We start from the raw sequence: 23,061 nt of genomic DNA, 5'->3' as shown, positions 1-23,061 counted from the left end.
GGTTTGGCAGACGCTCCGGTTCCACCGGGATCCGGCGGACCGATCAGCTGGTTGCGGCCGGGTGGCCTGGGTTCAGCCTCCACCGGTTGCCGCCAGCGAGGCTGTAACTTTTTCCAACTGTTCCCGAACCTACCACCGGGTGCGCCTACGCCGCGGCAAGCTGTTACAGGCTTTTTGGCCCGTGATTCTGCGGGAAAGCCGGCAGCAGACTGTGCCCGGCGTTCGTTGACAGAGCAGGGTCAAGCTGCGAACCCATAGTTCCAACGCCAGAAATGGAACCAATTTCGCCGAACCGGTTTTCAGTCCCCCGAACGATATGCAATCAGGGTCAAAAGGGTCGGATTCCAACGGAACCAACGGAACCATTTCCTCCTTTTGTCACGCAGGAGCTGGTCTGCCGACTGTCTTCCCGCCATGCAGAGGGCACTCAGAGGGAAACGTATTCAGGAAATCGTTATCTTTACGGCGTGTCGCGGCGGGTTCCTCATCCAGCCAGACCGAATGACATGTCGGATAGTGTCCACTCGTCGGGCGGGCCCTCGAAGTTCTCCCAGGGGTAGTCGTCGTCGGGAGAGGGGAGCAGCGGACTGACCACGACGTGCCGGGCCAGCCACTCCCGCCAGGCGGCCCGCTCGGCCCGGTACCGGGCCAGCTGCTCAGCCACCGCTTCGAGGACGCCGAGCAGTTCGGCCACGGCCCGCAGGCTCGTTGCGGCCACCACCGACCAGTTGTCGTCACGCTGGACCAGGTTCCAGGCCGCCATCGACTCCAGGGCTTGGGCCACCGCGGGCCGGGACAGACCGGTAATCCGCATCAGCTCCGCTGTCGACAGGGAAGTGGGGGAGTGTTCCAGTGCCTCGTACACAAACGCCGCCGGCAGGCCCAGCTCCCGGAACACCGGCCGCAGCGCGTGGAGTTTGCCGCGCCGCCACGCTGCCGCCTCGCTGTGCTCCCGAAGCTGTTCGGGGATCTGCAGCTGGTAGAGATCCCCGCGGGTTCCACGCCCGGCCTCGATCAGGACCAGCAAGGGATCCGGTTCGGCCCGCAGTGCCCGCAGGTGGGAGCTGACCGTGGTGTGGTCCAGCCCGGTGGCAACGGCCAGTGAGCGGACCCCGAATTCCACGAACCGGCTCGCTGACTTATGCGCCGCCTCACCCAAGGACCTGAGCACCATCTTCCTGGCCAGACCCGCCCGGGTATCCCCGTACCGCTTTTCAGCCAAGGCAAGGGCGTTGCGCCAGGTCCTGATGAACCGATGCTCGTTCTCGTCGGTCATCGTATTTTCAGAACCCTGTCCGACCCGCGCCTGTGAAGGTAGCTGGCTTGTGGGGTATTTATTTACATCTTTCTTCCTTGGCGCTTCGCCCGCGTGTTGTCGCAGGTGACGGACGGCGTTGTTCCAGTCCCTACGCAGTGCAGGCATACGGTGCCGGGCTGGGTAGCGGGCGTAGAAGGAGGCGAGCCCGGGCCACAGACCCTGCTTCATCCGCCGGTCCACCTCCAGCAGCGACAGGCCGGCCGCGGCAGCGCCGGTGATCACGCCCTGGCGGGCCTCCGAGTCGGAACCGTACCGTCCGGCCTCGTACATGCCCGAGACCGCCAGGCGCTGCATGGCCCTCGACATCCTTCCGTTGTTGCCCAGCTCCGCCGGATCCGGGTCGGCGGGCAATGCGGGGCGGTACTCCTGCTCGAGCCGGAGGTCACGCACGGCGGCGATCTCGTCGGCCAGGTCGGCGGTCATGGCGGTCCATACCGCGTAGCTGTTGGGCCGGCGGGCGACGTCGTAGGCCAGGGACAGGCTCATGGCCAGCTGCTGGTGGCCGCCGCGCTTGTGCCGGCTGCCCGGGGTACGGATACAACCGTGGAGCAGGTTCTGGTGCGGGGTCTTGTCCAGGCTCCGATGCCTGGCGCCCAGGGCCTCGACAAGGTCGCGGGCTTCGGTGAAGGTGGCACGGCGCTCCAGCGGAACGTAGAGGTGGCGGCCGCCGCTGGGGGAGTAGTCCTCGATCCAGCGGGCGCCGCAGCGGTGCAGCCAGGACTGGATGGCGCGCACGTCGGCCTCCACCCAGTCGGGCCCGGCCAGCGAGGAGTCGAAGTCCAGGCAGATGGCGGCGCAGGTGCCGTCCTTGCCGAAAATGCGCACGGCGGCGGGAACGGACGGCAGGGCTGCGGTCAGGTCCCGTTCGTGCTTCTGCGGGTAGGACCGTCCGCCGTCACGGGAAAGCCGGACGCGCGGCTGGCCGGCAAGCAACGGAGCCAGGGCCGCCCACGTGGTTGCGGGGTTTTCCGGGTCCGACGCGCCGTTGACCTGCGTGTCTGGCAGCAAAAGGGCATGCTGTTGTACGATGAGGGCATTCCTTTCAGAGGATGCGAAGAGGGCACTCCCCTCGGAGGATTTCTTTCGAAGGAGCGAAAGAGGCCAATCGCTGAGAAGCGACTGGTAATCGGCTTCTACCTGGAAAGCCGGCAAGCAATGTCAGGTAGAAGTATCATGCTTCGAAGGCCCGCCTCAGTGCGGGCCTTCTGCGTTGTCAGGCGATGCGGCTGATGGGCAGCTCCTCCTGACCGTTGAGGCGTTCGTGGTGACCGGGTGCCCAGTGCCTGTAGCCGATGTCCAGGAGCTCTTCGACGAGCTTGTTCATCGTGATGCCCTCGGCCTTTGCTGCCTCCTCCAGGACTTCGGCCCGGGACGTAGCCGTCCGGAACCCAATGAATTTGCGGTCGCCCATAGCTGGCCGGCCGCGCCGACGCTGTTCTGTAGCAGCCATATCACTCACTGTCCTTCGAATTTTGCGGGGCCAAAGTGCGGCACCGCGGTGGTCGTACCTGGGTCGAGCGGATTCCCGGACCGGCCGGGTGGCCGACGGGCGCCGGATGCGGAATGCGCTCCCGGTCATAAGTGGAATCTAGCACCGCGATCCCCGCCACAGCGAATATTAGAAACTGTTAATTTAAATCGTGTCGCCGATGTCGCCAGCCGGTGGCACCGGTGTAACCGAGGTCCTTCGTCAGGCGGCGGTGCAGGCCGTGCTTCGCCGGCAGCGCGTGTATTAGGTCCTTTCGTATGACGCGCACGTCGCCAAGCATCGAGATGAACCCATCGATGCCCTCGACATCACAGCAGCGCCTTCTCCTGCAACCGGGACGGGCGCTGCTGTCCATCAGTCATCACAATTAAGTCCCAGAGTCATCTCCAAAATGAGACGAGGCCCGTTCACCGGCAAAGCGCCGGCGAACGGGCCTCGGAATGTTGTCTTAGAAGTTTCAGCCTCGGGCTGGGGTTTACGAGACTCCGGCTATCGAACGGTGCCGGTAGTAGGTCGCGTTCGACCACCCAACGGTCCGGGCGGCGGCTCCTTCAGCGACCAGGGCGTGGCGCTGAAGTTCGTCGTCCTGCTTGTCCTTCGCCGACGTGCGGGTGCAGCCGTACTTCATCGCCTGTTCCTCCTCGGTTGCGTCGCAGCCTCGTCGAGTGCAGCCTTCACCCATACAGTCAGTCGCCATAATCCGAACCCGGCACCGGTGACGAGACCGGCGAGGCCGATCCCGGCGGTGATGTTCAGCCAAAGGGCCCAGTCCTGTGCCAGCGCCCACCGGATGCCGACCACGAGGGTCCAGACGCTCTGCACGCCCATGAGCAGCACCACGGCTACTGGGAGCAGAGTAAGCGCCATTCGGGCCGCCGTGGCCCATGCCAGGGGTTTTTGGAGGCGCTCGGCAACTTCCACGAGGTGCTCTGCGCTTTCACGAGCAGCATTGACGCGGTCGATGGCAGCGTCGATCTGTTGTGTTGCCGCTCCGGCTGCTGTGGAAGCCGACTCCTTGATCGCTGTTACAGCCTGGTCCGCCGTAGTGTTGATCGCCCGTCCGGCAGCGTTGAGAGCCTGCCGGTACTTGTTCACGAACTCGTTGGCCTGTTTAGAGTTCCATTCCGTCGTCTTCTCGATCTGTGTCTTCGCGGACATCAGCGATGAAACTGCGCCGGCGATCTGCTTCCCGTCGAGCGCGTTGGCGAGCGAGCTCAGCGTCCGCCCGATCTCGCGCAGCTCGCTCCTCATGCTCTCGTTCGTCGAGGAGGCGCCGGGTGCGGGCACGGATGCCTGCGTGATCGATTGCCGGAGCCGCTGCTCCATGCCCTCGATCTGCCTGCTCGTCGCCTCGTCCATGACCTTCACGTACGAGGCGAGCTTCTGCTGCCGCTGCTCCAATCCTGCGAGACGGCTGTTCTGTGTTTCGACGGCGGTGAGGATCGAGGTCAATATCTCCATCGTCTTGTCCGCCTGCACCACAGGCTGCACTTGCGGCGTGTCGCGCTGCACTTGCGGCACGTCGCGCTGCTTCATCCGTTCGAGCGCTGCGCTCATTGTCCTGTTCCTTCTGAATGTGGTTCTGCTGGTGGTAGTCGAAGAACGCCTGTGTGCCCTCGGGCGTGAAGTCCGCCGAGAGCACCGAGGTACGCTTGCGCCGCTCGGCGCGGCCGGTCTCACCGCGTTGGTCTTCGATGTAGAGCGTCCAGGTCTCAAGACCTTGGCGCTTGCCCTTCTTGGCGATCGAGGTGTGCAGCCGCATCCGCGGCACGGCCCGGCCGTCATCACCGGGCAGCTGATTCTGTTCGTCGAGCACTGCGATGAGTGCTGCTTTGCTCGTCGAACGGGGGTCTTCGAGAGCGGCCGTCATGCGATCGCCCATCTGGCGGTCGAGAGAGCCTTCTGCGAAGTCCTCGCGGCGAAGCTCCCAGTCCTTCGGCTGATGCTCGATGCGCTTGACCACCGAGAGGCCGTGCTCGGCCATCAGTTCGTCGTTGGCCGACTGCACACCGTGCTGGTTACCTGCCTTCCGGTCGTGGAACGTCCGGTAGTCCGAGAGCGCCTTGCCGGTCGAGTCGTCATGGTTAATTACGAGGATGTGGTTGTGGACCTTCCCGCCGCGGCCGTCGGTGTGCGTGACGACGAGGACATCCGCGTGTGGATGCATCTTCTTCCCAAGCAGATACCCCAGGTCGTTCGCGCGCTGCACGTGGTTGGGATCCTTCGGGTCGAAGTCCTCGCCGAACGACTGCCGGTAGTGCAGCACCTCAACCTCACGGCGGGTGTTCTGGGTCAGGGCACGAGCCCGGGCGGCGAACGTGCCCGGCGGACCGGGCACGTCGCACGTGATCGCCACACCCCGCGAGTTGTCCTTGCCCCTGACGTACCGCTCGGTGTCGGCAGCGCTGTTGCTCGGGCTGTAGTGCGTGGTGCTCATCCAGCCCTCCGATCACCCAACAGCTCACGTACCTCGCGGAGCAGATCGATCAGCTCGGGCACATCGACGCCGAGCGACACGGGCTCACCTGCACGGGCACGACGGCCGAGATCGTGAACGTTGATCGCCAGCGGACGGATCTGCGCTGCCAATGCCCGAACGTCCGCTGATACCTGGGCCCGCTGCTCGCCACCGACGAGGGCAGCCGCGATGGCGGCATCGAGTTCTTCCGTCCGCGACGCATGGAGCGCGTCCCGGACGACGGCCTTCACCCATACGCCGGGCTGGAGCCCGAGGCGGTCCGCGCGGGCGCGCACCGCCGGAAGCGTCGCGTGGCCGAAGTCCACGTCGAGCTTTGCCCGACTTCCGCGACGCTTCGCGCCATGGCTCTGCCGCCCAACCTCCAGAGCATCCGGACCGGCGTTGCCTCGGGTGCCGGGCTGCTGTTCCACCTGTACGGCATAGGGGCAAGCAGTAGCCCCGTCAGACATGTCGCTGGCGCCCGTGTCGTCCGGTACTGCTTGCGAAGGGGCTGCGCCCCCTTCGATCCCCCGGGAACGGCTGCTGAACTCGTCGTTCATCGTGTCCCTTCCCCGTACGCGCCATCGGCGTCGTTGTTCCACAGCTGCGGCTCCACTGGCTTTGTCGGGGCAGGGCGGCGGGCACCTTTCGAGTTCTTCGCCCTGGCAGCGGCAAGAGCGTCCATGGCCTCCCGGACGAGCCCCTCATACTGGTCGGGGTACTGCTGGCGGAGCAGCTCGATGACCTTCGCATCGATCTTTTTCTGTTCGGCGGCGGCCTCCCGCTTGAGTTTGGCGATGCGTTGGGCTGCCTGCTTCTTCGCCTTCGCGATCTCGGCGTCGAGGTGGGCAGTGATGGTGTTCATGGTGACGACCTTTCGTTCAGGGTGATGCGCGGAGCCGATCCCGCTTTGCGGCGACCACGCCGGGTGGTCCGGGTCTTGATCAATACCGCAGGCGGTCAGCCTCGCCGGAGCTGACACCGACGGGCATCGCGAGCATGCGGTCGAGGCAGGGCTTCAGCGTGCCGAGGGGGAGCATCCGGGAGGTCCGCTCAAGCCTGCACGCGTTCTTCCAATCGCCCCCGGAAACCGTTCCGAGGCCCCGCTGTGCGAGCCAGGCGAGTTTGTCGCTGACCGCCGAGGCACGGTCAGTCAGCGCGGGAATACCCACGATGCCGTGGCGGTGCGCCATGACGATGCCCATGAACACGGAACGCCGGGCGGCGACGGTCCGGCAACATCCGGCCGGTGCCGGGGCGCTCACGCCGCACCTCCGCCGAGGATGCCGGAGAGGCGTTCGCGCTGCTCCCGCGAGAGCTGTGGTGCGGCGACGAGACAATCGATCGCAGCGTTGACGGAGGCCTGCTCGGTGCAACGGCCGACGACGGATGCGACCATAACCTCTAAGCCGGCTTCGCGGATGAGGTAGCGCCGGCCGACGCGCTCGGCGGGGAGTTCGCCAGAAGCGGTCTTCTTGCGCAGCGTGGAATACCCGCCGAAGCCTCTTGCAACAGCTTCCGGAAGCGTCAGGCGCGGAGCGGGAGCAAGGGGAGGGATAAGGGGGGGCAAGAGTAACGGGGACAGGGGGAGCAAGGGCAGCAGGCAAGGGCCGCTCCTCTCATGAGGAGTGAGCACCTGTACGTCTCGCAGGACGCTACCGCGCTTTACCCTGCCAGGATCGCTTTTGGCCGATCCGACCTCACCAGACGATTGACTCGTAGGCTCATCATGCGCTGGTGATCGCACTAGCCTGGAGCGTGGGAACCTGTTTCGACGGCGGGATCCCATCCCCGTTGTCCCGTCGGGTGCATCTGACCGGGTAGTCAGACAACCATCACTGTAGTGCTCATGAGCGACGATTTCGCGTCATGTCGAACGACGGTGAGTCGCGCGTCGATATGGCTCACCGCCACGGAACGGTTACCGAATCGGGCTCGAACGATTTGACTCCACGTGGATGCGGGTAGAGACGCACCTCACGAAGGATGTCTTCAACCCTCCGCCGATTAGCAAGATTGCCGGCGTCGAAGGCAGCGACTGGATCACGTGCTCCCAGCACGCTGGAGTGCGTCCTCTCAGCGAGAGCCGCAGGCGCTCGACTTCCAGGGTGTCAATCGCGGCGTTCTCACGGTCGCGAACGCGCTTTGGATCTAAGCCTTCGATGAACTCGTCATCGTAATCCCGCTGTGCCCTGTGAATCCTGGCCCGGTGCTTGTTGATGTCCTCTTTGATCTCCCGCAGACGCGGCTCATCTGCAGGCGGCAGCAGGTCGCGGAGATCCGGAAGCGAGAGTTGCCGCCGGACGACCGCGCCAATGAATTCATCGGTCTGCTCCGTGAACGCACGACGTGACCTGCGCATCCATACCGCTGCCCGTGCGACTTCACCTGCTTGTCGCACACCCCGCACCGGTATGGGCCCGAGCTAAGGTGCTTCCTGTCGGTTCCCACCCGGTTCGTGATGCGCGCAGCGCAACGTCGTGGGGTCTTTCGTGGTCTGCCACCTGCATGGTTTTGAGTGTCTGCGGTGAGGGAGCAAGGAATCCGCAAACCTCTGCATATGCCATGTCTTACTCCGGTGGTGCTACCGCTTCATTGAGAAGATCTCCCGGCCTGACGCTCAGCACTTCGGCGATCCCGACAAGAGTGGATGCCCTGGGGTTGGAACCGGGCAGGGGGTCTCCAGGCGAGCCCCTGCCCGCCTCGATGAGCTGCATCTGGTTCTTGGTGATCCCTGCACGGTGCGCCAGAGATTCCTGCGTTAGACCCTTCAGCCGTCTCAACTCCCGGATGCGTAATCCAAGTTGGATTGAGTGCTGCTTGGTCCAAGGCATACATTGAACATGTCAATATGGCCTAATACAATCGACCCTATATATAAGGATTCTTTCGGCTGTGGACGTGACGCTCATCCCAGAATGGTGAACGCCACCACCGCAGCCTGGAGGTCGGCCATGGGACCGCTCATCGTCCATCTGGATCCCACACGCAGAACCAGCATCGCGCAGCTTTGGCCGCAGCCGGGCAGGATTGGGCAATCAACCCGCGATCCGGGCCAATGAACGGCCCTGCAACTCCCCGCGGGCTTGTCTCCCGGGTGGCCGCTCCGCCGGCAGTCCGCGGCTGCACCGGCTGCCGTGGCCGGTCCGCTGATCTCCGCAAAAGAACCGTCGTGACAGCAGGGAAGGCTGCTTCGGGAAGGCGGTGCCATGGGGCAGGCTGACATCGGCGGCGTGTCGTCCCGATACAGGTTCGAGGGCGTGCCCCTCACTCCCAAGCTCATGGCCTCTCTTGCCCGGAGCGTCCTGGACGAGCCGGTGTTCCGGCGCCGCGCATTGGAGAAAGTACAGGAGTACCATCTGGCCCGAGGCGGGGCGCCCGCGAAAACGGCATTCACGTTGCTGGTCCGGAAGGCCGTGATCTTCCTGGCTCGTGCGCAGCTGATCGAACCGGCCGGCGTACACGGCTGGTGGCGCTGGCGGGAAAGGCCGGGCGTCCCGGCCAGCCTAAAGCCTGCCTTTGCTCCCGGGACGGAACCTGCAGGGGAACTCGAAGTGGCCAGTGTCGACGTGGCCGGTGAAGAAACCAACGAGGGAGAGGGGTCCGGATGTGTCTACGTTTACTACTTCCCCAGCTACAAGGAACTGGCCGGCCTCAGGAAGGAAGCACGGTGGCCGGTGAAAGTCGGGATGACGTCTGCACGCGATTCCCGTGTCCGGGTGGCGAACCAGCAGGGCACCGCCATGCCCGAGGCCCCCGTGGTCGCCTATGCCTGGCTGACGGACACACCCCGCAAGCTGGAACAGACACTGCATGCCATCCTCTCCCTCAGGGGCCTGCAGCTGGCCGATGCCCCCGGCGCCGAATGGTTCCTCTCCAGCCCCAATGAGGTCAAGGCGATTGTGGACTGGCTGCTCGGCCCCGGCCCCCGGCGTTAAGGTGCCGCAATGAACTCTGCGGCAACCCTGGCCGCTGCGGTCCGGAAGGAGATGACATGACCGGCGATCCGTCTAAAGGCCTTCACGGACGGGAAGATAGATTGCCCGGGCCGCGGGCCACCGGCGCGATCGGCAGGACGATGACCTCGGCATCGAAACCCGCTGGATCCCGGCCACCTGGGTCAGGCGGATCAGCCGGGAAGAATCCGCATGGCGCGCCCCCTACGATGTGCCCGGCTGACGGAGCCGGGCAAGCTGCCCATCGGTGCGTACCCGGTCGAGCAGACCGGGGGTTCTTTATAACGGATGGTCACCCTATCAAAGGCGTCAGCACTCTGTTACGTCGTTCAAAGACCTGCCACACGATGGTTTGGTGGCCTTTCAGTATCCCGGTGGCATAGACCATCGGCCAGTAACGGGCGATGATGGAAACGCCTTGCAGCAGGAGGACGCTCATGACGAAGCCGACGAAATACCGCCAGTACGGCAAGGGCTATGTGTTCAACGTGCTGCGCCGCGAGATCCGGGCTGCACGGCTGAAGGTTATTCTCGACGAAGAGCTCGGCCGCACAACCTCCCCGGAAGTGAAGGCTCTGGCGGCCATGGACCTGCCGCGGATCGTCAGATTGGACCATCCCGCCGAAAATGCAACCGGCCGCGGCAGCGGCGACCCGGCGACCAAGGACCCGGGCTGCGGTACACGGCGTCGCGAGATCCTCGCAGCCCGCCTGAAAGTGACCTTGGACGAACTGCTGGGACGGGAACCCTCGCCAAAGGTGACACGCCTGTCCCGAATGAAGCTGGCGCCGATCGCCGGGCGGCACCAGCGCGTCGATGAAGTGACCGCCCGCAGAACCTACGACCCGACGGACAGGGACCGGGTGCTCTCCACCCTGCGCCGCGAGATCCTCGCTGCTCAATTGCAAGTCGAGCTCGACAAGGCGCTCGGGCGCGAGACCTCGGAGAAGGTGAAGCTTCTGTCCGAGATGGAACTGCCGCCAATTACCAGGGCGAAGGATCGGGACATCACATGACGTACCGCAGGAGCTACGACCCGGCTGACCGGGACCAGGTTGCCGCTGTGCTGCGCAAGGAAATCCGCGCGGCACGGCTCAAGGTCACGCTGGACAGGAAACTGGGCCGTGAGACCTCGCCGCAGGTGAAGCTTCTGGTCGGGCTGACCTTGCCGCCACTCGTCAGGCAGTCCCACCGTTCCCGTAACGCCCAGACTGATGAAGGCGGGCCGGCCGCCTCGCCGGAATAGAAGCCGACGGTTGAGCCTAAAGCCATGACGGTCAGCGGGACTCTGACTTCAGCAATTCTGCATGGCGCATGATCAGGGAAGCGGCAACCAGGACAGCGGAAAATATGACACAGGCGGCTGTTGCCAGCAGGTAAACCGCAGTGACCACCATGGCCACGGGCGCGTGCTCAACGAATGTGGTCGTGCCGAAGGTGCCGATGATCAGAGGGTTCAGAAGTACAAGCAGGACGGCAGCTGCTCCCAGCCCGGCCCCGGCGCGCATAGTCATCGCTGACAGTTTCGACGCTTCCACCCGGCCCCCACATTCATCATCGTGATACGTGCCGGTTCCAGCCAAGCAGCAGAGCCGGCCTTCGACAATGACAAGACCGGGATCGTTATCCTTTCGGAAGCCCGGCACGGCCTGAGCGATTTACGCCGGCTGGCCGGGATACGGATGCAGATGGGACCGTCGTCACTGTTTGGGTCAGTGCCGGATCCGGGCGGTCGCCTTTTGCGTACCTGCCGGAAAGCTCTGGTCCGGGGAGAAGCTGAAAAGCTCCGCCGGGCTGGTGTCGAGCGCTTCGCAGATCGCCGTAAGGGTCGAGAAGCGGATCGCTTTGGCCTTGTTGGTCTTGAGGATCGACAGGTTGGCCATCGTGATCCCGGTGCGGCGCGACAGCTCGGTCAGGGTCACGTCGTGGGTCTGGAGCACCTCGTCGAGATGGCAGGTGATGCGGTGCTGTTCCTCTTTCCGGTCAGACAATTCCGGCGACCTCCTCCCGCAGCTGTGCGCCATCGCGGAATGCGGCCCGGAGGGCTGCCGCCAGGATCCCGATGATCAGGAGGGTCACCGGCCAGTCCGGGAACGGCGGCCGGCCGTAGACGAGGTCATTCACCGGCCCGAAGTTGGCGTCGTGCCATCCCTTGCAGATGGTCCAGGCCAGCAACCCTACGCTGAACTGGATTATGGCGCCCGCCAGCGCCGCCACGCTCAGCAGCGTCAACGATTTGCGGACGGAGGGGGCGAACGAGTCGCCGCCGGGGATGCCGGCCAGCAGCCGGGCTATCGCGAACGTCAGCACCGCCAGGATGATGGCCTGCAGGATGATCGGTGCGAGTTCCAGCACGCTCACGTACCACGGTTCTTGATCGACAAACAGCCAGGCGGCTGGACCAACGATGGGGTACTCGAAGACCGCCTGGACGAAGTTGCCGATCGGTGAGTTCTGGCCGAAATACTGGTTGGAGATCAGCGGCCAGGGCGGCAGAACCGAGCCGGCAATCATGACGCCGCCCAGGATCGTGACTCCGGTAATGGCGGCCGTAGTGGCTCCGCGGCGCTTCCAGACTGCCTTGTCCATGATGCCCCCTTATCAAATTTCGATGTTATCGACAGACGATATGTGGAAGGGCAGTAGAGCGCAAGAGACCGGTCCAACTCGTTATCACTTGTCTGTTTTGCTTGCGCCAAAGGCTGCGCATCGGATCTGGGCCGGCCCTACGAGACGGCCCGGAAATACGACGGCGTTGACGCCAGTAAGGAGCTAGGTGAAGGGTGGACGTACTTCATCGCTTGCAGGGGCCGGGCCGGAAAAAGGGGTCTCGAGCGCGCGGAGGACGCTCGTACCTGAGTAGACGTACGGATCGGCGAACGGTTCGGCACTACCCGCAGGCATCAGAGCTTCTTCGGCTTCTCGATTAACTCGTGAAGCGTCTTGTGGCCATCGAGGTATGCGTTGATGTCCTCGACGGTCTCACGGTCGGGCTGCATGCCGTCCAGTGCCCAGCTGGCCATGGTGTCGATGGTCAACTCGCGTTTTTGCTCGCTGCTGAGCATGTCGGGCCTCCTCATCTCCGGTATCAATTCTAGCGTCGTCGGTGACCGCCTTGCGGCTTTCAGCCATGGTGGCGTCTGGCCCGTGCGCCGAACGCATCGAGTGCTGCGAGGATCTCCGGCGCCTGCCAGATGCGGTTCCGGCGGCCGGCGCTGCTCTGTGTGAGTACCTCGGCGTCGACCAGCTTGTCGATCGCGTTCTGCGCGGCAACCTCGCTGATCTGCAGCTCTGCCGCGATGGTCCTGGTGTTCACGACCGGTTGGCGGAGCAGGTATTCCTTGACCCGGTGCACGGAGGAGTCGCTTCTGGCGACGACCAGGCTGTCCCAGCGGGCAGCCGCAGCCTGGATGTCCCTCACGAGTGCACGGCCGTTGCGGATTGCAGCGAAGGTTGCCTCGGCCACGGCGGTGACGATGGCCTCGGCTTTCCCGGCCCGGTACTCGGTCAGCGCGCGGAAGTAGGCATTGGTGTCGTGCAGGAGCCCTGCCGATACGGGCACGGCAACCTGGCGGGTCAGGCCGCCGTGGCGGAGCATGCCCTGCAGGAGAGCCCGCCCGGTCCGACCGTTGCCGTCGGGGAAGGGATGGATGGCCTCAAACTGAGCGTGTGCGATCGCCGCCTGGATGAGCACGGGCACGTCTGTGCGCCCGGCGAATGCGACCAGGTCGGCCATGAGCCCGGGTACGCGCGTGTGGTGGGGCGGCACGAACGTTGCGTCGTGCGGCGAGATGCCCCCGCCGCCGAGCCAGACCTGTTCGCTGCGCCAGCGGCCGGTGTATTCCGGCGCGGTGTCCCGCAACAGCGCATCGTGCATGGCGAGGATCGAGTTCCCGTCCAGCCGATCGGACAGCTCGATGGCCGCGGTCGTGGCGCGGACGTTCGCGGCGACCAGGCGCGCGTTGTCGGACTTCGACCGGCCGATTTCCGCAAGGGCCACTTGCTGGGCGCTGGAGGTGAGGTTCTCGATCTCGGAGCTGGAGGCGGACTCACTACGCAGCAGGATCAGCGCGAACGGGACAGCGATCATTCCGACCTCGGCGTCGAACCGGGCAAGTTCCCGGCTCGCATCATCGGCCAGGGCAATCGTCTCGGGGTCCGGTAGCGCCGGGACCGCGGCGATCAACGGCGGGAGGGCGGCCCGGTAGTCGCCGCGGACCTGGAGCAGGGCCCGGCGGGAGGCGGTTTCGTCACCGGAGCGCACCCACGGGCGGGCTTCGTAGCCGGTCGCCGGCCAGGTGCCGGGCTGCCGTCTATCCGTGATCATCACTCCATCATGCCAAAAGCTATGTGGTTAGCCTTTGGTATGGTGGCTTTACGCGCACTCTTTTATCTGTTGCGGTGCACGACGGCAGAGCCCTGCTTGTCCGCCTCTGTCCAGGAACGCCCCGCCTGCGTGAATTCGGCAGCGAGATCCAGGCGCGCCCGACGCTCGGCGATCTGCTCATCCCAGTTTGCCCGCACTCTCGCCTGATCACGCTCATCGAGGTCGTCGTATGGTGTCTCACCCCTGAGCACGCGCCCGATGTCGCGCCGGTTCCTGCTGCTCATGGCTACAGGGTAGCGCGAGAGCGTTCCACCGTTCACGGTGCAGGTGAGTCGCGCTCAGCCCGGTCGGTTCGCTGATGCACAGGACACGGTGAAAGCCATCAGCTACGTGGCATCGTCGGCCTGGAAGAGCCCGTCGGGGGCACGTCCAACTCCAGCTGGCGTGAGTTGTGGATGTCGATGCATTCGCGTGCGATGTTCAGTGCGACCAGATCCTCAAACGTGGCCGGTTGCTCCGGGCGCAGAAGGCTGAGTTGTTGATGGCGGTCAGGGTATGCCCGGAAGATTGCACGGCTTTTCCTCCTTCTTTCGAAGGCGTTCGAGGGGATGCAGGGGGCGATTTTGAGGGGTTTTGGGGCCAAAACCGCCGAAAGTACCGTATTAGGTACCGTATTTTTCCGGCGGCCGCGGCATGCCCGCAGACGGCTCTTCGCCTTGTACGACGGGGTTTTTGGGCGCACAGGAAGGGTGCGGCGCGTACCGTATTTTTCCTCGTGGTTTTGCTGATACGGTACGCCCTTTTGGCCGTTTTACCCTGAAAAATCAACAAACAGAGAGGGAAAAGTACCGCATGTACCAATTTATTTTAGAAAGTACACACACGTGCGCGCATGCGCATAGGGTTTTTCTAATTGCGCCGGTACATACGGTACTTTTGGCCGTTCGCCCTGAAATAACGAGAAATATGCGTACCTTTTCGCCTTTTTGCGCCGGTACCCACTCCGGCCGCGGCCGACCTCCTGAACAGCGGAATTCCCGCTCAAGCTAGGGGTTTTAGCGGCATCGAAGGGGCTTCGGACCCAGTACCGGCGCAGCCTGCCAAAAACGGTACCGGGCGTCAGGCGCCCCTGTCCGACGTGCTTAGGGCAGTCGTGCAGCGGTGCGGACCAGGTAGAGGCGTGCTGTCGCCATGCCCGGTTCGATCTCGATCAGGCCGTTGTCGATGATAGTGATGAGTTCGGGGCCATCGGGGTCTTGGATCCCGTCGCTGTGCATCGCAGGTGAAGCTTCTGGACGGCTTGACCCTGCCGCCGCTCGTCAGGCAGTTCCATCGTTCCAGTGCTGCCCAGGCTGATGGAGCCGGGCCCGGGCCGGCCGCCTCGCCGGAGTAGAAGCAGGCAGTCGAGGCCGGAGCCGTGACGGTCAGCGGGAGTGCGGTTTCAGTGCTTCTGCATGGAGCATCGTCGACCCTGGTGTTTGCCGTCATGCTCCACACCCGTGGATGGACTTCCCGGCGGCCCGCTCAATGAATGAATAAGCTTGTCAACTCACAAATAGCCGGCCGCATCTACCCGGCCGAATTGCGAAGACACCCCTATTCCCAAAGGCGCCAGGACGAGGACGTTGAGAGCGGTTGGTCAGCCGCTCATAGGCGGTATGCCGCATGGCATTATCGAAGGCGTGCATCATGACCCTGATTGCATAGGGCGCGGGCAGCCCCAAAAACCTGCGCATTCTGTAAGAGACGAGACCGCATCCGCTTCTATTGATTTTCGCTGCTCAAACGTGTTCCCGGTACTGCCGTGCAGCACCAATGCGAACGAGAACAGCGAACAGAAATTCACAGACAGTCACATATGAAAAACACAGCCAGCCATCCCGAAAAACCTTTGGCCTGCCGATAGGATTCAAGCAGGGGAAACAAGGAAAAGGGGGATCCCGATGAAATCGGTCAACGAGTTGATTGTCAGCGCCGAAGAGACAGGACGCCATGCCGCGGAGATGGCGGCGCAGGACCTGCGGGGCGGCACGGTGGTTGTGGCCGGCACCAGCATCCACAATCCGGGGGAGGACACGGGGCGCCTGGTGCTTGATGCCTACCGCAGCCACGGGACGGAGGCGGTGAACTCCGCGGTCAGGGCGTACCGGGACGGCTACAACGCCCGGGCGAGGCAGCTGGGGGCGGACACCGTTGACTGGGAGCAGATCAGGAACGGCATCGGCTGGGCCTTGGACGGGGCCACCGACGACGAGAGGGCGGCGATCCCCGCCGCCCTCTGACCTGGCCGCGGATTACTAACCACGGACGCCGGAAAGCACAAGACTTTCCGGCTTCCTTTTTTGTGCATCGAAGTCCCCTTACAACAGGCTTTGGTCGCAGGTCAAGCGATTTCGGGCCGGATCGGGGAAAATTTCCGCTTCCGCGGAAAATTTCCGACACGCGCCAATCCACAACATAATGTCCCTTATGTTGTGGGAGAGTGAGGCGTGGACCTCGCTTATAACACCGCGCCTGCCGGAAACGCCGCACGACACGCAAGCATTATTGCCGCGTGGCAGCTGGCGCAGATGTCGCACCATACGCTGGCCGCCTACAGCCGGAACCTGCTCGACTACTGCGCCTGGCTCGACGGCCTGGGCCTGGACCTTTTCACGGCGCGCCGGGTGCATGTGGACGGCTACCGGCACACCCTCGCGGGGGCTCCGTCGACCGTGGCGAGGACGCTGGCGGCGCTGTCGAGCTTCTACCGGTACGCCATTGCCGTGGATGCCGCCCATTTCAATCCGGTGCAGGCGGTCACCCGGCCGCGGGTGGACGCCGACCACAGTTCGACGCAGGGGCTCAGCCGCGACCAGGCGAAGGAGCTGCTGCGCACCGCCCGGGCCGCCGGCGACCGGTCCAACGCCCTGGTCAACGTGCTGCTGTTCACCGGCGTCCGGATCAGCGAGGCCCTGGGCGCCACGACGGCCGACTACGGCCACGACGCCGGCCACCGCACCCTGACCGTCCGGCGCAAGGGCGGCAAGATCGCCAAGGTCGCGGTGCCCGCCCCCGCGGTCGAAGCGCTGAACCTTTACCTGGGCACCACCGGGGCCGACCTGGTGCTCGGGCAGGGCACGAGCCGGCCGCTCTTCACCACGGCCACCGGGAAGTCATGGCACCGCACCGAGGCGTTCCGCACCGTTCAGCGGCTGGCCCGCAGGGCCGGCATCGAGGGACGGATCAGCCCGCACAGCCTGCGGCACACCTTCGCCACGATCGCCCTGGACAACGGGGTGCCCCTGCACGATGTGCAGGACAGCCTCGGGCAGGCCGATCCGCGCACCACGCGGCGGTACGACCGGTCCCGGCACAAGCTGGCAAAGTCCGCCGGCTACGACGTGGCACGGGCGCTGGCGTAGGCCGGATCCCGGTTTTTACACCTTATATTTAGGGAGCTCTCCGTTTCACCGACAATCGGGCGATTAGCCAGGCCAACAACCAACCTCCCGGGGCAGCGCTCGTACCCGCTACGGTGAGGGCGCTACGGCTGTCAGGCTTGGGGCGGATGCGCTTAGCTCGTGGCATCGTCCCCTCCTTTGCTAGCCCTGCTGTTCTGAGGGTATGAAGTCCTCAGTGCCGGCTTCAGCGCGTGTCTCTGTGGTCTGCGGTTCACGGGTTGCAACCAGCCGTGCTACATGCTCCTGCACCGCGGCTTTCTTATGGGTCTGGGCGGTGAGCGCATCGGTTAGCCAATCCAAGCCCTTCCGGCGTTGGATTTCCCGTCCGAATCCTTCGAGTTCGCCTACGCGGACGCAACAGATGCCCAAGTCGTCGAGCCACTGGAGCAATTGTTCTGCGGCTGCCGCTCCGCTCTTGAACGCAGCTGTTCCGTAATCCTTGAGCGCTGTCCACGGGCTCTGTACGGACAGCATGGCATTCACAGCTCGCTTGCTCTCACCCGTGAATGGGCCATCTGGGGCAGCGCCCAGGACTGCTTGTATCGCGTTCAGGACGTCTCTGTTTTTCCTCGGGGTTCGGGGTCCCACGAACTCACCGATTGCTGCGTTGTAGACTTTTTCGATCTTGTCCCAGTCGCCGCCCAGCGCGGCGACCAGTGCCTTGATAACCCGTTGATCGTTGAGAACGTCAAGGTCGGGGGAGACGACGACGTTTACGCCGAGCTTCTTGAGATGGCCCGCGAGCCGGGCAATCGCTGCCTTGCCGCTGCTGGGAACGAAAAGGACATCGTATGGAGAAACGTTGGCCTTGCCGTCCTCGTACGCTGCCTCAAGGGCCGCCGCGTAGAACTGGCAGTCCCGTTCGTTTTCCGCGATGACCACGAGTCGGTGAAAGAGTCCGTCCAGCATATTGGTGTACTTAAGCGCCGGGTCCTCCCACAGCTCTCGGACAGATTCAGCCGGTAGTTGGCGTACCTGGGTTTGGTTCTTATTGCGGTTGAGAAGCACTACGGAGACGTCTGTCTCCGGCGCGTCGAGCAGGCCTGCAAGGAGGTTGCGGTCGTGCGTCGCAAGAATGATTTGGACTTGATACTCCAAGGCCATTTCCGACAAAGCCTGGCCTAGGAACCTCGCCTGCGGAGGATGGAGGAAGGCTTCCGGCTCATCGATCAGGATGATCTGGTAGGGGGTAACCAAGGGCATGAGTATCCCGAGCGCGTTCCGAACACCATCCCCTTGTTCATTCAGCGGTGGCAGACTCGCCAGGGCATTTCGATACTCGTGGGTTACCTGATCAACAGGAGGTGCCTCAATGCCGGGGGTGCCAACCCGGAGCATCGAGCTTCCGCTCAACCTGTCTAGTGTCAGTTCTTGATTGAAGATGTCCCGTGCGTGCCTCTGGATTCGTCCCAACGCGTCAGGGTCGTCTTCCAAAACATGCACTGGATGGGTTGGCGGTGCCGAGAAGTCGCTGCGGCGTTGCGTTGGTTCCGTCCAATAGAGCCGGTCTTGGGCATCTGAAAACCTTCCCAGCAAAGGATAAGCATACGCGAGGCTGTGCTGTCCATAATGCCCGTCGTGAGCATTGCTCAGCATCTCGACATTTTGAGGCGCCTCGGAGTGTCTCATGAACTGCACGGCCGACTGGTTCTGAACTTGGTAACTTCCGTGACGTCCTAGCCAAGCGATCATGTCGGATGAGGTACCGCGTCGATTCAGTTCGATTCCCTGAACAAGAAAGGGGAAGCCTTGTTCGCCGCCGTGTTCCAACAAGGACTTTACTTGCTTGAGCAGCGTGGACTTACCGACATTATTGCCGCCGACTACGGCCGTAACACCAACCTCGGGAAGTTTGATGCTCTCACCGCCCTCAAAGGCAACTGATGCAACACGGACTCCAAAAGCTTCAGGGTCTCCTCCACGGAGATATGGCGGCAAGTGTGGGTCCCATGGCGCGGTCTGGTCTATGGAGGAGTCCGTTGTCATGGATTCATTATCGAGCTTCAGATGTGGTGTCCCTGGTTATTGCTTCCGGTTTGCCTGAGACGGTAGCCGGTGCGCGTAATCCACCGCGGGAGATACAGTGCCCTACCTTCCGCAGATGTTTGTAGCTGTCTGCCGCGCCGATACCACGGCAATTTACCTGCCCTAGTCGCTAGCGGGTCGCAGGGTGCGAGGTAATCCTTGGAGGATCCTACGCTGGCAAGTACACACCTTCGGCAGCCAGAAGCACATGTCGGCCGACACGATCATGGGTACATATCATGGATAGGGTGACCGGCATGCTCATTAGACAAGAAATTCGACGGAAAACCGTCCGGCTATCGATGGCCCAGCTGAGGGAACTTCTACGTGCGATCGACGCTCACCTGACGCAGACCAGGCAGAAAAACCTCGATGAGCAGTTGGTCTTCTGGCACAGTCAGGTGTCTGATGCGCGGCGGGCCTTGGCCGAGCGTCCGCAGGATGCATACGCCCAGGACCTTCTGGCCAGGACGGAAATCTCCCTCAACGAACAAGCAGCTGTGGTCAAGGAGCGTCTTCTTCCCCGGCTCGATGCCAGCTTGGGTGCCGGCCGTTCGGTTTCCGTCAAAGGCGACGTCGATGACCTACTCGCTCAGGGCAACCTAGAGGGCGCTAAGTCGATCCGTGTTGACTTCGGTTCAAACGTTGTGCTCAATCTGGACGCGTCCAGCGGGCTCGTGATCACGTTGTCGTCCGACGATGAACATTGGCTAAGCACTGTCACGGCCGTCGTTGAAATGGGAATACGAGGAGTTTCCCGCTGGTGGTCCATCTTCCGCAGAGGGACCTTCGTAGCGGCAGCCTGGGCGTTCACAGTCCTCGCCGGCCTCTCTTACGCCGGCCAGAACGATCACAATACTGCCGTAGCAGCGATCATGTGGTGGGCGACTATCGCCGCCCTTGTTCTGCTGACGGCATCCGGAGTTTCCAACTTGCTCGTCCCAGCATTCAGGTTTACTGATGCCCCGCAGCCACTCATGACAAAAACACTCAAGGTGGTTAGTGCCGTAGCGGCATTTGCCGTCACCACAGTGGCCGGAAGCTTCCTGTTGAAGTTCCTCAACCTCGAATAGCCCGTTGACCCTCTGAGCTCTGACAACCCGAGGATCATCAAAAGGACAGATCGAACCCGGAACACCATCAGGCCCGGATCGGAGTCTCGGCCGGCGGTCTGCCGGTATCAGCCGGAACCGTTGTCCAAGGTCGGAGCGCCCAACCATCAACGTTGCCGCTGACTGGTCGAGTTCCTGCTGTGGGGTAGGCCCAACATTCGTTTCGCTGCTCCGAAGGCTAGAACCCGGTCACGCAATAAGCATTGCGTCCAGGGAACTTGCGAGAAAATTTCCAAACTGGGCCCAATCTTTCGCTGGTGCGGCAGCGATTTCCGGGCGTTCGAGATGAGCGTTGTGGACAGCTGAGCCGAGTACGGCGTATGTGGAGCTTCACCAATCTATATGGCCCCGCCCCAGTACGTGGCGGCGTTTAACGCGATGTATTGCTTCAAGTGCTCAACTTCGTCGAGATGGGCATCGTTTGGCATCGCCATAGCAAAGCCCTTGAGAAGGGCCTGCAATCTCACACACGGTTCATTTACCGATTCCAATAGTTTGTTTAGCGACGTGAGGTGGTTAACTACCAGAACCAGCGCTAAAAACTCGTCGAACTCACGATACGCCGTAAGGACATAGCGTCCCATCGGATCACCCATATGGTAAGTAGCGTCGGTGACCATTAATGTGCCCGTCCCTTGCGCCAGCTCAAAGGCGATGCGGGCGTCATCGCGAGCCGCAGCTTCCATCGCCTCCTTCATGACAACGCGGTGACGTCCTGGCGTATCGACAAATGTTCCTGTCGAAATCGATCTCCGACGTTCCGCGAACCGAGCTATGTGCGCGAACGCGCTCTCGTCTAGAACCTGTCCGGACGGTACCAGGACTTTCGATCCGCCCGTTTCTGTGCTCTCAATCGTGTCGCTCGCAACGCGAACCCAGTATGTAGCCTCGTTCCGATCATCATGCAAGGCGAGAATCACGGGGAGCGAGTGGTTGAGCCAATACCGTGCGTGTCGCTCGCTGATGTAGAACCACCAGCCATCCGTCGTCGGATTACTGAAGTAGGACTTTCCCGTCTTGATCTGGACTGCCAAGAGTCGGCCTGTCCCGTCGCCTCGATCGTCCGTCAGTTCGAATTGAAGGTCGATGCCGAAGTCGTGTTTGGTCTGGTCTCGACTGATCAGGCCGGCGGTGTGCGCCGCCATCTGAACGGCCAGCACGCCAGCTTCTTCTTTGTGCCATTGGTTCACCACGCCGCAAGGCTATCAGCGTAGTACCTTGTCGGATTCCAGCCACGTGCCGGAGGAAGCACGTCGGCCAACATGTCGCGAAAAGCCGGAACACAGTTTCTTTCGGCGTTCCCTGTGTAATTCCCAAGTTTGGCATGTGGCCTGGAGCGGCCTGACCAGCCATGGAGGTGACTGTCGCGGTTAGGGTACCTCGCCGGGCTTTATTGTGGGCGGGGCATACGCCAATCAGCAATCGCAGTATCTGTGCGTGATCTTGGCCTACGAGCCATGACGAGACCGCGTCGCGGTGAAGGACCGGCTTACGCGACAGCAGGGGAGGCGTGACGGGAGCTGGGCTTCCCTTGAAAACTATGCTTTGGCCGGCGCCGGATCCGGATCTGGCTGGGGATAGAGTCTGGATCCGGCGCGGCTGCCGGTAGCGACCGGCGGAACGGACGCCCTGGGAGGGCAGGCAGGGGGCAAAGCCGGCGTGGCCCGTGGCGGAGGCGTCCGTCTCCGGCGGCGCCATTCAGACGCCGCCAGGTCTCGATGAGGCAGGGCGGGAAGGTATTCCTTATGGTGTTCGCGGGTCTTCTCGCTCATAGGCCATACCTTTACCCCGGGGCTTGCCGCGACGGAGGCGTCGCGGCAGTCCCGGGGGTGATTACTTCCTATCGTCTGCCAGACATGGCCAAGGAGCGGACTTCGGTATGGGCGGTGGGCTGTTCCTGGAGGGCGCTCCATACGGTTCCGGCAGTTGCCTTGAGGATGACTTCGGCAAGGCGGTGTACTTCGGGCTCAGAGCTCCTGCTTCCAGCAGGGCAAGCCATTGGCAGGGCAGCGGCTCAGGTGCCTGCGGGGGCGAGGACGATGTCGAAGCGGGTGCGGGCCCAGGCCTGGTTGCCCAGGTCGCGGCCGTCGGGGGCGGGGGTGCCGGGTTCCTGCCGGTCGAAGCGCTTGATGAGGGAGTCCTTGACCCCGAAGACGCTGTCGCCGATCTCGATCTGGGGGTCGCCTTCGACGAAGATGTGGGTGACCAGGGTGCGCAGGTTCTGGGCGGTGACCATGAAGTGCAGGTGCGAGGCCCGGACCGGGGAGCGGTTGGTCGCTTCGAGCATTTTCCCGACCGGCCCGTCGTGGGGGATGGGGTAGGGGGTGGGGGTCAGGGCCCAGAACCGGAAGGACCCGTCCGCCTGCGAGGTCAGCCAGGCGCGGCCGGCGGTGCGGGAGTCGGCGTACTGCACGTCGTAGAAGCCGTCCTCGTCGGCCTCCCAGACCTCGATCCTCGCGTGCGGGACGGGGCGGCCCTCGGTGTCGGTAACGATGCCTTCGACCCAGCAGGGTTGCCCGTGCGCGCCGCCGGCGATGTCCCCGCCGAGGGGGATTTCGGGGGCGTCCTGGGTGAAGAAGGGCCCGAAGACGGTGGCCTCGGTAGCGTTGCCGACCGCCTGGTTGTTTACCGCGATGGTCTGCATGGAGGCCCCGAGCACGTCCGAGAGCAGGATGAATTCCTGGCGCTTGTCGTCGGTGATGTGCCCGGCGGCGGTGAGGCATTCGATGGCGGCGTTCCATTCGGCCTCGGTGAGGCGGACCTCGCGGATGAAGGCGTGCAGGTGCTTGACCAAGGCCTGCATCAGGGTCTTTAGCCGCGGATCGGGCGTGTTGGCGAAGGACGCGAGCACGGTGTCGGTCAGCTGCTGCTCGATCGCGGCCTGCTCGGCGCTGATCCCGTTGATGGTCGTTTCCGGGGAGTCGGTCATGGCG

General features: G+C 63.4%; 27 protein-coding genes. 6 read left to right on the top strand and 21 right to left on the bottom strand.

Annotated elements, in window-relative coordinates:
• Window positions 1–484 precede the first annotated feature (484 nt).
• The 10 genes from LVY72_RS14000 to LVY72_RS24915 all read right to left on the bottom strand — a co-directional run bounded on the left by LVY72_RS14000 (window position 485) and on the right by LVY72_RS24915 (window position 8,099).
• Entirely contained in the window at window positions 485–2,326 is a 1,842-nt protein-coding gene (locus LVY72_RS14000; RefSeq protein WP_237821893.1) for a helix-turn-helix domain-containing protein, read from the bottom strand.
• Window positions 2,327–2,531: 205 nt separating this feature from the next.
• Entirely contained in the window at window positions 2,532–2,768 is a 237-nt protein-coding gene (locus tag LVY72_RS13995) for a hypothetical protein (RefSeq protein WP_237821891.1), read from the bottom strand.
• Window positions 2,769–3,282: 514 nt separating this feature from the next.
• The gene (locus LVY72_RS13990; RefSeq protein WP_237821889.1) at window positions 3,283–3,435 is read right to left on the bottom strand and encodes a hypothetical protein; all 153 of its coding nucleotides are present in this window, start codon (window positions 3,433–3,435) and stop codon (window positions 3,283–3,285) included.
• Window positions 3,432–3,965 carry a hypothetical protein gene (locus tag LVY72_RS13985; protein ID WP_237821887.1) on the bottom strand — a complete coding sequence of 178 codons (534 nt, stop codon included), beginning with the start codon at window positions 3,963–3,965 and terminating at the stop codon, window positions 3,432–3,434. Before LVY72_RS13985 ends, LVY72_RS13990 begins: the two co-directional genes overlap by 4 nt.
• Window positions 3,919–5,244: a relaxase/mobilization nuclease domain-containing protein gene (locus LVY72_RS13980; protein WP_237821886.1), complete on the bottom strand. Its 1,326-nt coding sequence runs from the start codon at window positions 5,242–5,244 to the stop codon at window positions 3,919–3,921. Before LVY72_RS13980 ends, LVY72_RS13985 begins: the two co-directional genes overlap by 47 nt.
• On the bottom strand, window positions 5,241–5,825 hold the full coding sequence (locus LVY72_RS13975) for a hypothetical protein (RefSeq protein ID WP_237821884.1): 585 nt from the start codon (window positions 5,823–5,825) through the stop codon (window positions 5,241–5,243). The genes LVY72_RS13980 and LVY72_RS13975 overlap by 4 nt, the downstream gene beginning before the upstream one ends.
• Entirely contained in the window at window positions 5,822–6,130 is a 309-nt protein-coding gene (locus tag LVY72_RS13970; protein ID WP_237821882.1) for a DUF1664 domain-containing protein, read from the bottom strand. The genes LVY72_RS13975 and LVY72_RS13970 overlap by 4 nt, the downstream gene beginning before the upstream one ends.
• A 79-nt stretch (window positions 6,131–6,209) precedes the next feature.
• Complete coding sequence (locus LVY72_RS13965) at window positions 6,210–6,530, bottom strand: hypothetical protein (RefSeq protein ID WP_237821880.1); 321 nt, start codon at window positions 6,528–6,530, stop codon at window positions 6,210–6,212.
• 656 nt (window positions 6,531–7,186) lie between these two features.
• Window positions 7,187–7,627 (bottom strand): hypothetical protein, encoded by a 441-nt coding sequence (locus LVY72_RS13960; protein WP_237821879.1) that lies wholly within the window; start codon window positions 7,625–7,627, stop codon window positions 7,187–7,189.
• Window positions 7,628–7,835: 208 nt separating this feature from the next.
• On the bottom strand, window positions 7,836–8,099 hold the full coding sequence (locus LVY72_RS24915; RefSeq protein ID WP_372463713.1) for a helix-turn-helix domain-containing protein: 264 nt from the start codon (window positions 8,097–8,099) through the stop codon (window positions 7,836–7,838).
• A gap of 375 nt (window positions 8,100–8,474) precedes the next feature.
• Here LVY72_RS24915 and LVY72_RS13955 point away from each other — a divergent pair, with 375 nt between their 5' ends.
• Window positions 8,475–9,203: a GIY-YIG nuclease family protein gene (locus LVY72_RS13955; RefSeq protein ID WP_237821877.1), complete on the top strand. Its 729-nt coding sequence runs from the start codon at window positions 8,475–8,477 to the stop codon at window positions 9,201–9,203.
• Between the two features lie 310 nt (window positions 9,204–9,513).
• Here LVY72_RS13955 and LVY72_RS13950 read toward each other — a convergent pair whose 3' ends face one another.
• Window positions 9,514–9,660 (bottom strand): hypothetical protein, encoded by a 147-nt coding sequence (locus LVY72_RS13950; RefSeq protein ID WP_237821875.1) that lies wholly within the window; start codon window positions 9,658–9,660, stop codon window positions 9,514–9,516.
• Between LVY72_RS13950 and LVY72_RS13945 the strand changes: the two genes are divergently transcribed.
• Window positions 9,659–10,237 carry a hypothetical protein gene (locus tag LVY72_RS13945; protein WP_237821873.1) on the top strand — a complete coding sequence of 193 codons (579 nt, stop codon included), beginning with the start codon at window positions 9,659–9,661 and terminating at the stop codon, window positions 10,235–10,237. The genes LVY72_RS13950 and LVY72_RS13945 overlap by 2 nt on opposite strands.
• Window positions 10,234–10,467 carry a hypothetical protein gene (locus LVY72_RS13940; protein WP_237821871.1) on the top strand — a complete coding sequence of 78 codons (234 nt, stop codon included), beginning with the start codon at window positions 10,234–10,236 and terminating at the stop codon, window positions 10,465–10,467. Before LVY72_RS13945 ends, LVY72_RS13940 begins: the two co-directional genes overlap by 4 nt.
• Before the next feature lie 31 nt (window positions 10,468–10,498).
• Here LVY72_RS13940 and LVY72_RS13935 read toward each other — a convergent pair whose 3' ends face one another.
• From LVY72_RS13935 to LVY72_RS24395, 7 genes are all read right to left on the bottom strand, one after another.
• Entirely contained in the window at window positions 10,499–10,735 is a 237-nt protein-coding gene (locus LVY72_RS13935) for a hypothetical protein (protein WP_237821869.1), read from the bottom strand.
• 198 nt (window positions 10,736–10,933) lie between these two features.
• A complete protein-coding gene (locus LVY72_RS13930) occupies window positions 10,934–11,212 on the bottom strand; it encodes a helix-turn-helix domain-containing protein (protein ID WP_308190801.1) in 279 nt (92 codons plus the stop codon).
• Complete coding sequence (locus LVY72_RS13925; protein ID WP_237821864.1) at window positions 11,205–11,810, bottom strand: hypothetical protein; 606 nt, start codon at window positions 11,808–11,810, stop codon at window positions 11,205–11,207. The genes LVY72_RS13930 and LVY72_RS13925 overlap by 8 nt, the downstream gene beginning before the upstream one ends.
• A gap of 314 nt (window positions 11,811–12,124) precedes the next feature.
• Window positions 12,125–12,286, bottom strand: coding sequence for an antitoxin VbhA family protein (locus tag LVY72_RS13920; protein WP_237821863.1), 162 nt, complete (start codon window positions 12,284–12,286; stop codon window positions 12,125–12,127).
• Between the two features lie 59 nt (window positions 12,287–12,345).
• Window positions 12,346–13,548, bottom strand: a complete 1,203-nt coding sequence (locus tag LVY72_RS13915) for a Fic family protein (protein WP_237821861.1) — start codon at window positions 13,546–13,548, stop codon at window positions 12,346–12,348.
• A 62-nt stretch (window positions 13,549–13,610) separates the two neighbouring features.
• Entirely contained in the window at window positions 13,611–13,832 is a 222-nt protein-coding gene (locus LVY72_RS13910; RefSeq protein ID WP_237821859.1) for a hypothetical protein, read from the bottom strand.
• Between the two features lie 858 nt (window positions 13,833–14,690).
• Window positions 14,691–14,825: a hypothetical protein gene (locus tag LVY72_RS24395; RefSeq protein ID WP_269092524.1), complete on the bottom strand. Its 135-nt coding sequence runs from the start codon at window positions 14,823–14,825 to the stop codon at window positions 14,691–14,693.
• A 666-nt stretch (window positions 14,826–15,491) separates the two neighbouring features.
• Here LVY72_RS24395 and LVY72_RS13905 point away from each other — a divergent pair.
• Window positions 15,492–15,830, top strand: coding sequence for a hypothetical protein (locus tag LVY72_RS13905; protein WP_237821857.1), 339 nt, complete (start codon window positions 15,492–15,494; stop codon window positions 15,828–15,830).
• Window positions 15,831–16,037: 207 nt separating this feature from the next.
• Window positions 16,038–16,952 carry a tyrosine-type recombinase/integrase gene (locus tag LVY72_RS13900; RefSeq protein ID WP_237821855.1) on the top strand — a complete coding sequence of 305 codons (915 nt, stop codon included), beginning with the start codon at window positions 16,038–16,040 and terminating at the stop codon, window positions 16,950–16,952.
• A 180-nt stretch (window positions 16,953–17,132) separates the two neighbouring features.
• On the opposite strand, the gene LVY72_RS13895 is transcribed toward LVY72_RS13900, so the two are convergent.
• Entirely contained in the window at window positions 17,133–18,977 is a 1,845-nt protein-coding gene (locus LVY72_RS13895) for an AAA family ATPase (protein ID WP_237821853.1), read from the bottom strand.
• A gap of 287 nt (window positions 18,978–19,264) precedes the next feature.
• Between LVY72_RS13895 and LVY72_RS13890 the strand changes: the two genes are divergently transcribed.
• A complete protein-coding gene (locus LVY72_RS13890; RefSeq protein WP_237821851.1) occupies window positions 19,265–20,089 on the top strand; it encodes a hypothetical protein in 825 nt (274 codons plus the stop codon).
• Window positions 20,090–20,466: 377 nt separating this feature from the next.
• On the opposite strand, the gene LVY72_RS13885 is transcribed toward LVY72_RS13890, so the two are convergent.
• Window positions 20,467–21,321: a DUF4365 domain-containing protein gene (locus LVY72_RS13885; RefSeq protein WP_237821849.1), complete on the bottom strand. Its 855-nt coding sequence runs from the start codon at window positions 21,319–21,321 to the stop codon at window positions 20,467–20,469.
• A gap of 821 nt (window positions 21,322–22,142) precedes the next feature.
• Complete coding sequence (locus LVY72_RS13880) at window positions 22,143–23,057, bottom strand: hydroxyquinol 1,2-dioxygenase (protein WP_237821847.1); 915 nt, start codon at window positions 23,055–23,057, stop codon at window positions 22,143–22,145.
• Window positions 23,058–23,061 lie beyond the last annotated feature (4 nt).

Origin of the sequence: Arthrobacter hankyongi (genome assembly GCF_022012395.1) — a bacterium.
GTDB lineage: Bacteria > Actinomycetota > Actinomycetes > Actinomycetales > Micrococcaceae > Crystallibacter > Crystallibacter hankyongi.
The sequence above is the reverse complement of the archived record's forward strand: the minus strand, read 5'-3'. Positions and strand labels throughout refer to the sequence as shown.

Bases quoted from the DNA above. Each gene is read 5' to 3' on its own strand.
- LVY72_RS13995 (WP_237821891.1), bottom strand. From the start codon at position 2,768: ATGGCTGCTACAGAACAGCGTCGGCGCGGCCGGCCAGCTATGGGCGAC.
- LVY72_RS13990 (WP_237821889.1), bottom strand. From the start codon at position 3,435: ATGAAGTACGGCTGCACCCGCACGTCGGCGAAGGACAAGCAGGACGAC.
- LVY72_RS13985 (WP_237821887.1), bottom strand. From the start codon at position 3,965: ATGTCCGCGAAGACACAGATCGAGAAGACGACGGAATGGAACTCTAAA.
- LVY72_RS13980 (WP_237821886.1), bottom strand. From the start codon at position 5,244: ATGAGCACCACGCACTACAGCCCGAGCAACAGCGCTGCCGACACCGAG.
- LVY72_RS13975 (WP_237821884.1), bottom strand. From the start codon at position 5,825: ATGAACGACGAGTTCAGCAGCCGTTCCCGGGGGATCGAAGGGGGCGCA.
- LVY72_RS13970 (WP_237821882.1), bottom strand. From the start codon at position 6,130: ATGAACACCATCACTGCCCACCTCGACGCCGAGATCGCGAAGGCGAAG.
- LVY72_RS13960 (WP_237821879.1), bottom strand. From the start codon at position 7,627: ATGCGCAGGTCACGTCGTGCGTTCACGGAGCAGACCGATGAATTCATT.
- LVY72_RS24915 (WP_372463713.1), bottom strand. From the start codon at position 8,099: ATGCCTTGGACCAAGCAGCACTCAATCCAACTTGGATTACGCATCCGG.
- LVY72_RS13955 (WP_237821877.1), top strand. From the start codon at position 8,475: ATGGGGCAGGCTGACATCGGCGGCGTGTCGTCCCGATACAGGTTCGAG.
- LVY72_RS13945 (WP_237821873.1), top strand. From the start codon at position 9,659: ATGACGAAGCCGACGAAATACCGCCAGTACGGCAAGGGCTATGTGTTC.
- LVY72_RS13950 (WP_237821875.1), bottom strand. From the start codon at position 9,660: ATGAGCGTCCTCCTGCTGCAAGGCGTTTCCATCATCGCCCGTTACTGG.
- LVY72_RS13940 (WP_237821871.1), top strand. From the start codon at position 10,234: ATGACGTACCGCAGGAGCTACGACCCGGCTGACCGGGACCAGGTTGCC.
- LVY72_RS13935 (WP_237821869.1), bottom strand. From the start codon at position 10,735: ATGACTATGCGCGCCGGGGCCGGGCTGGGAGCAGCTGCCGTCCTGCTT.
- LVY72_RS13925 (WP_237821864.1), bottom strand. From the start codon at position 11,810: ATGGACAAGGCAGTCTGGAAGCGCCGCGGAGCCACTACGGCCGCCATT.
- LVY72_RS13920 (WP_237821863.1), bottom strand. From the start codon at position 12,286: ATGCTCAGCAGCGAGCAAAAACGCGAGTTGACCATCGACACCATGGCC.
- LVY72_RS13915 (WP_237821861.1), bottom strand. From the start codon at position 13,548: ATGATCACGGATAGACGGCAGCCCGGCACCTGGCCGGCGACCGGCTAC.
- LVY72_RS13910 (WP_237821859.1), bottom strand. From the start codon at position 13,832: ATGAGCAGCAGGAACCGGCGCGACATCGGGCGCGTGCTCAGGGGTGAG.
- LVY72_RS24395 (WP_269092524.1), bottom strand. From the start codon at position 14,825: ATGCACAGCGACGGGATCCAAGACCCCGATGGCCCCGAACTCATCACT.
- LVY72_RS13905 (WP_237821857.1), top strand. From the start codon at position 15,492: ATGAAATCGGTCAACGAGTTGATTGTCAGCGCCGAAGAGACAGGACGC.
- LVY72_RS13895 (WP_237821853.1), bottom strand. From the start codon at position 18,977: ATGACAACGGACTCCTCCATAGACCAGACCGCGCCATGGGACCCACAC.
- LVY72_RS13880 (WP_237821847.1), bottom strand. From the start codon at position 23,057: ATGACCGACTCCCCGGAAACGACCATCAACGGGATCAGCGCCGAGCAG.